At 34.6% G+C, this 7430-nt stretch carries 3 protein-coding genes; 1 reads left to right on the forward strand and 2 read right to left on the reverse strand.

Going from position 1 to position 7430, the window contains the following annotated elements; all coding sequences use genetic code 11:
* Positions 1-10: 10 nt before the first annotated feature.
* Both V1T75_RS10300 and V1T75_RS10305 read right to left on the reverse strand, forming a co-directional pair.
* The gene (locus tag V1T75_RS10300; protein WP_330488462.1) at positions 11-1135 is read right to left on the reverse strand and encodes an efflux RND transporter periplasmic adaptor subunit; all 1125 of its coding nucleotides are present in this window, start codon (positions 1133-1135) and stop codon (positions 11-13) included.
* Between the two features lie 23 nt (positions 1136-1158).
* Complete coding sequence (locus tag V1T75_RS10305; protein ID WP_330488463.1) at positions 1159-1641, reverse strand: GbsR/MarR family transcriptional regulator; 483 nt, start codon at positions 1639-1641, stop codon at positions 1159-1161.
* 809 nt (positions 1642-2450) lie between these two features.
* Here V1T75_RS10305 and V1T75_RS10310 point away from each other — a divergent pair.
* On the forward strand, positions 2451-7430 hold a 4980-nt coding region (locus V1T75_RS10310; RefSeq protein ID WP_443082046.1), incomplete at its 3' end, for a beta strand repeat-containing protein.

The following is a 7430-nucleotide window of genomic DNA, read 5'->3' on the forward strand; positions in this document are numbered from 1 at the left end:
ATTTTCTTTATTATTTAAATACCGTATCGAATGAGTTAACTATACTATCTAAAGGTGTTGGAACAGGTTTAATTTTTGCTCCTGAACGCACTTTGTTTAAGCCTTTAGCTAAAATGGTTTCTTCTTTTTCTAATCCTGATTTTACCACGTAAAGCTTTCCTACTTGTGCTTCAACTTCAATAGTTTTTTCAGCCAAAGAGTCATTGCTTACGGTATAAACATACACCTTACCTTGACGTTCAAATGTAGATTCAGAAGGTATAATTAATGCATTATTGTGTACTCTAGGTATTAAAATAGTACCACTACTTCCGTTACGTAACAAACCTGCTTTATTATCAAACTTTGCTCTAAAGCTAATCGTTCCCGTTTGCTGATTTATATCTCCTGCAATAGTTTCGATAGCTCCAGTTTGCTCGTATTTTTTTCCGTTTGCCAATACAAGCTTTACTGGTGGTAATTTTTTAATTTTTTCATCCATTGTCTCACCTTCTGCTGAATCAATGAAGTTTAAAAATTCTTTTTCATTCATAGAGAAATAGGCATATACATTCTTTATAGAGGCTACTTTTGTCAGAGGCATTGTACTTTGTGCGCTTACTAAAGCTCCTTTTCTATAATTAATCGAACCTACAAATCCGTTTACAGGGCTTTTTATGTTTGCATAGTTGATGTTTGCAACAATACTGTTATAAGTACTTTTAGCTTGTGCTAAACTTGCCTTAGCTGTTTCTAGTTGAACTGGACTAATAATGTTCTTTTCTACTAGTGGTTTCAGTTTATTAACTTCAACTTGTGCCGTGTTTACCGCTGCTTTAGCTGCCTCAGCATCTTGGCTTAACGACTGTGTTTCTAACTTAAACAATAGCTGCCCTTGTTTAACTTTCTGTCCTTCCTTTACCAAAACATTCTTTACGTATCCAGAAACTTTTGGTCTTATTTCACTATTTACTTCACCTTCAATAGTTACTGGATAACTTTGGTAATTTGTTATTGATTTCTCTGCTACCTTTACTACTGGAAAAGGTAGTGCTGGTGTTTGTTGTTGGTTTTGTTGTTGCTGTTTTCCACAACTCGTAAAAAATAAGGCAACAATGCTAAGAATAGCAATACCGTATATATATTGATATTTCATTTTATGTATATAATAAATTAGTGTTAGTGGTTTATAATTTTTTCTTTCAGTTTGGTAATAGACACTACAGCTCCATCTAAAAACTCAATAAAACTATCGTGAAAGCCAAGATCAAACTTATCTTCTTCTTTCAAGGTTTTATTAATATCTTCTTTATATTCTTTAACCTCTAGGTGCAACTCTTTTTCTCCTTCCCATTCTTCTACCATATTGCTAATTCCTTGTAACATAGTGTCGCTATTAAGGATAAAGTATTTTTTTCTATCACCTGTTTTGGTAAAATAACTTACCTTCTTCAGTCCTTGTAAATGATTGAGGTGTGTTGAAATTGTGCTTTTACTAGCACAAAGACCAGACACCAAATCTTCAAAGGTAGTTCCTTGTTTTCCTGTTAAAATAATATGTGAAAATATCCTCGCCGCCACTGGAGCCAACTGTTCTTTTTTCTCTAAAAAAATACCAAGTTTCTCAACTAATTCACATTTTCTTTTTTCTACTTGATTCATCTCCAATAAAATTTACTTTGCAAAAATAAGTTTAGTTCGGAACATTCCGAACTAAACGAAGTTAAAAAAATGTTAAGACATTCTTAACAAAGATGCTACAAACCCTTTTCAACTCATTTAGCTATTAAATTCTTACTTTAATTGTTCTTACTAAAAAAGCCCCTTTTACTAAAGCGACAACTCTTTTTAGAACATAAAACACTTGTATACAGACAAAAACACCACAAAAAAAAGCAGCATACATCTCTTCATTTCTTTTGTTTTAATTAATTTTTTATTATATTCACAATAGATTTAAAATAAATATGAGTCATTTAATTATTGTTTTATTTCTTTTGGTCACCCCTTAAAGTTAAAATACTATTTACTGTCAATGATAAACTATTGACTGTTGGAAGCTACGTAATTTCTATTTTTAGATATTACTGGAACACATTTAAGTTTTTTTAATTTAAGTCCCTCGTATTGTGATTACTTACCTCTTACCTCGCGAAAAAGGTTAGCTATAATAAACACCATTATTTCTAACCAAATTTTTTTAATCGACCTACTGCTATTTCAACAACTAAGCTGTTGCATTTTAAACAACCATTCATTTGGAAGTTTTACTACTATACCTATTACTTATAACCAACTATGCCCCCGAAAAATGAACTACAACTCGTTACTTTGTTAAAAAATTAGCTATCCATCCTAGTTTTTAGAAGCTAATCGCCAAACATTTTAATTTAATGTAATAACTGTCTCTATCCACAAACTACTATTTAATGGTTTGACGGTTATTTACTGTGTCTAACCAATCAACTATTATGAAAAGAATTACTCAAGCGTACTTAACGTTACAAAAAACGTGCATACAATTCAAATTCACTTTCTTATTTTTTTTGTTTTTAACCCTCTCCTCATTTTCTGAAAAAAATAATTTAAGTAGCAATACTCGTTACTACCCACCTATACCGGTTCCTTGTAATACTGACTCTCCCGTTGCTATAACTTCTTCAAGTTTTACTGATTTAACTATAAATGAAGATACCAATGGTCTTTGCTTATTAGGATGTGGAATTTCTAATCTTAATAATTTAACAGATTCTAACCTTACAAACTATACTACAGTCTCCACTTTACTTGGACTAGGAGTAACTCATACTATAGGCATAACAGATAATACTATCGATGAGTTTTTTGAAGCCGGAAGTTATGCGGGGTTTTTAATAGAAAACGGTTCTGTTGCTCAAATAGACCTGCTCGGTGCTATTACCATCACTACATATTTAAACGGTACAGAACAAGAAACAAATTCTGGTACTTCATTAGTAACGCTAAACAGTTCTCTTCTAAATAACAATCAGTTTTACGTAGGTTTTTACACTACATTAGATTACGACCGTATTGAAATTTCATTGACTAGTTTAGCTGGCATAGCCTCTAACACCTTTGTTTATTATCCTGTAACCAATAGCTTTTGTGTTGGCCCCGATTTAGAACCCAATACTCCTACCCTATTCAACAAGCCAAATTTTCCTGCTCGAATTGTTGAGGAACACACAGGAATGGGCGGTCTTTTAAATGTTGGTGCCGTTACAAACACTAATTCAGCAATAGACTCCAATAGTAATACCTATGCTAGTATTGATTTTACTTTAGGTGTTATAGCCACTGGAAGTATTGCTATAAAAGATGAATTGACAAACTACCCTGCACAGACCTATGTAGGTTTTGATATTGAAAATGCCTCTGTTTTAAATCTTGAACTACTTGATGGAATGACTATAACAACTTATTTAGATGGCGTTCAACAAGAAATAAAAACAGGAAGTTCTGAATTATTATCGGTAGACAGCGGGTTGTTATTTACAGGAACCGAACGTTCTCAAGTCGGCTTTCTAACTTCATTGCCTTTTGATGAAGTTCAATTATCCATCCAACAAACCCTCTCTTTAAACCTAGGTAGCACGCGAGTTTATGGTCTTATTTTAGAAGCCTTTAGCGAAGGCAGTTTAAATTGTGATACTGCTACAGTATTAAACAACCCTTCTCATCCTGTAATAATCAACAATACAAATACAGGTGTAAACGGAGTAGCTTGTGTTGCTTGTGAAGTAGACAATGCCACAAATGTTATTAGTGAAAGTGAATCTGACTTTGCCATGATCAATGTAACGGCAGGCCTTGCTAGCACAGCCTCTATTTCAGTGGAAAACGTTGTAAACAATTTTCCTTCAGGAAGCACTGCTGGATTTATTATTAGAGATACAAACGACTTATTAGAATTAGACCTTTTAAATTCTCTGACCATAACCACCTATTTAGAGGGTTCGGTACAAGAAACACAATCTGGAAATAATTTACTAGCTCTCGAAGCATTAGGTTTAATAAACATAACTCCTTCTACAACTAATGGTTTTTATTTGGTAGGGTTTTCTACTCACCTTCAATACGATGAAATTCAGCTTACTGTTAGTGCACTCGCTGCTACTATTAATAGTATTGAAGTCTACGGAAGCTATGTAGACAACTCCATAAAAATATCAGGTAACACAATAAAAGAAACCTCAATCGGAGCTTCAGATGGAAGCATTTCTTTATCAGTCTCTGGAGGAACTCCTCCGTACACCTATTTATGGAATCCTGGAGGAGAAACTTCTTCTTCTATTTCTGGATTAACTCAAGGAAGTTATACTGTAACAGTAACAGATGCAAACGGATGTCAATCTACAGCAGAGTATATTATTTATACAAATGGGGTCCAATATCCAATTCCTTGTAATACCGAAAGTCCTGTTGCAATAACAAATGATAATTTCACAGATTTAACAGTAAACCAAAATACTTCTGGACTTTGTGTGGTAGGTTGTGGTATTTCGGATGCTGGCAACATTATAGATACAGATTCATCTAGCTTTGCTTCTGTATCAACACTTATTGGTTTGGGAGTAACGCATACATTAACTATAACTGATAATACAGCTGGTGAATTTCTTGAGTCTGGTGGCTATGCAGGTTTTTTGATAGAAAATACTTCCCTGCTTCAAGCAGACCTTTTAAATGCCATTACTGTAACAACTTATCTTGATGGAGTACAACAGGAAACCAATACAAGCACCTCGTTATTAACTTTAGACAGCCCTATTTTAGGAACTGATCAGTTTTATGTCGGGTTTTATACCTCAGCAAATTATGATGCTATTGAAATCTCAATTTCAAGTTTAGCTGGAATTGCATCGACAACAAATATTTATGCTGCTGTAACTAATCGGTTTTGTGAAGGCCCTGAGTTAACTTGTAATTCTGCTACCCAACTTACCAAACCAAATTATCCTATAAGAGCTGTAGAAGAGCATACAGGAAATGGAGGTTTTTTAACACTAGGAAGTGTTAACAACATTAACAACGCTATCGATTCAGACACTTCAAATTATGCTTCTATAAACTTATTAGCCGGGGTAGCAGGCACAGCTTCTATAGCCTACAAAAATGAAATTACCGATTATATCGCTAATACTTTTGCTGGTTTTAACATTGAAAACACCACGCTTCTAAACACTCAACTGCTTGATGCCATAACTATCTCAACCTATTTAGACGGAGTACTTGTTGAATCTAAAACAGGTACAACTGAATTACTTCCTGTATATTCTGGTTTATTATTAACAGGAAGTGAATCGGTAAGAGTAGGTTTTGTTACTACTGCTCCTTTTGACGAAGTACAACTTTCTATTACACAAACCCTTTCTTTAAACCTAGGTAGTACCAGAGTTTACGGAATGGTATTTCAATCTTTCTGTCCAGGAATAATTAATTGTGATGAGCCTTACGTACTATCAAATCCTAGTAATTCTGTAATCATAAACAATGATAATACAGGAACTGATGGTGTCGCCTGTATTGCTTGCGAGGTTGATAATGCAGTAAATACTATCTCTGAAGACAATTCAGACTACGCTCTTATAAACATTGTAGCTGGCGTAGCAGGAAGTGCTTCTATTTCAGTTCAAGATGTACTTGTTGATTATCCTGCTGGTACACAAACTGGATTTGTAATAAGAGACACAAACGATTTACTTCAAGCAGACTTAGTAAATACACTTACAATTACAACTTATCTTGATGGTGTTCAACAAGAGCAACAAACAGCTAATAATCTGTTAGCCCTTGAAGCTCTTGGGTTAGTTAATATTACTCCAACAAGTACAAATAGTTTTTACGTTGTAGCTTTTGATACTAGCACTAGTTTTGATGAAATTCAATTAACAGTAAACTCATTAGTTGCCGTTGTAAATTCAATCGAAGTTTACGGTGGATATATTGATGTAACTAACACAACTTTTTGTCAACAAGCTAGTATTGCTTTATTGAAAGAAGGTGTTTTTAATGACCTTGATAGTGATGGATGTGCCAATGAAGGAGAAACAATTACATATACGTACACCGTGACCAATACAGGTAATGTTAGTATTACAAATGTTGAATTAACCGACCCTATTTCTCCAGCTCCTTTAACACTCAATTCTGGAGATACTGATGGTGATAATGAATTAGATGTTGATGAGACATGGATATACTCACTAGACTATATGATTACTCAAGACGATATTGACAATGGTTCCGTTACAGGTCAAGCTACGGTAACAGGAGTAAGCACAGGAGGAACTAACGTAAGTGACTTGTCTGATGACAATAGCATATTAGAGGACGACCCAACTGTGATTGATTTATGTCAAACTGAAGATATAGCCCTTATCAAACAAGGAACCATAAACGATGAAAACGGTAATGGTTGTAGCGATAATGGAGAAACCATCACATTCGTAATTTCAGTAATCAATACAGGAAATACAACACTAAGTTCAATAGTTGTAACTGATCCTTTATTGACAGTCACATATAGCTCTGGCGATACTGATACCGACAATGAATTAGACGTTGATGAAATATGGACATATACAGGCTCATACAACATTACTCCCTTAGATATTACAAATACCTTCGTTCAAAACCAAGCTACCGCACAGGCTAGCACTGTTTCAGGGGGTACTGTTACTGATTTATCTGACGATAATAATGTTGTAGAAGATGATATAACTACTATCAACCTATGTCAAGATCCAGGTATTGCAATTGTTAAAACTGCTACTTTTAACGATGAAAACTCAGATACTTGTAGCAATACTACAGAAACAATAACCTATACGATGACGGTTACGAATCAAGGTAATACTGGCTTGATAAATGTAACAGTTAATGACCCTTTATTAGGGGGTGTAATAGCATTAGATTCTGGTGACCTAAACTCTAACAACACGCTTGATGTGGGAGAAGTATGGTTATACATAGCTCCTTATTCCTTAACTCAAAACAATATTGACTCGGGATTCGTTACCAATCAAGCTACAGTAAATGCTGCATCATCTCAAGGCGTAATTGTCACAGACATATCTGACGACAATAGCATTCTTGAAAACGATCCAACACAAACTAATTTGTGTCAGTCTGATGGAATTGCTCTTATTAAAACAGCTCTTTTTAATGATGAAAACTCGGATGGCTGTAGCAATGTGGGGGAAACCATAACCTATAGCTTTACTCTTACAAATACTGGAAATACGACCATTACGAATGTGGTACTTACCGATCCTATGTTAGGAGGTACAATTGCTCTTGCTTCTGGTGATACCGATAACGACAACCTGCTTGATGTAGGTGAAACTTGGGCATACTCCGCCAACTACACCATTACTCAAACCAACATCGATACTGGTTCGGTAAGCAACCAAGCAACAGTTACTGGA

The sequence above is a fragment of the Tenacibaculum sp. FZY0031 genome, from assembly GCF_036350695.1.
In the GTDB taxonomy this organism is placed as follows: domain Bacteria; phylum Bacteroidota; class Bacteroidia; order Flavobacteriales; family Flavobacteriaceae; genus Polaribacter.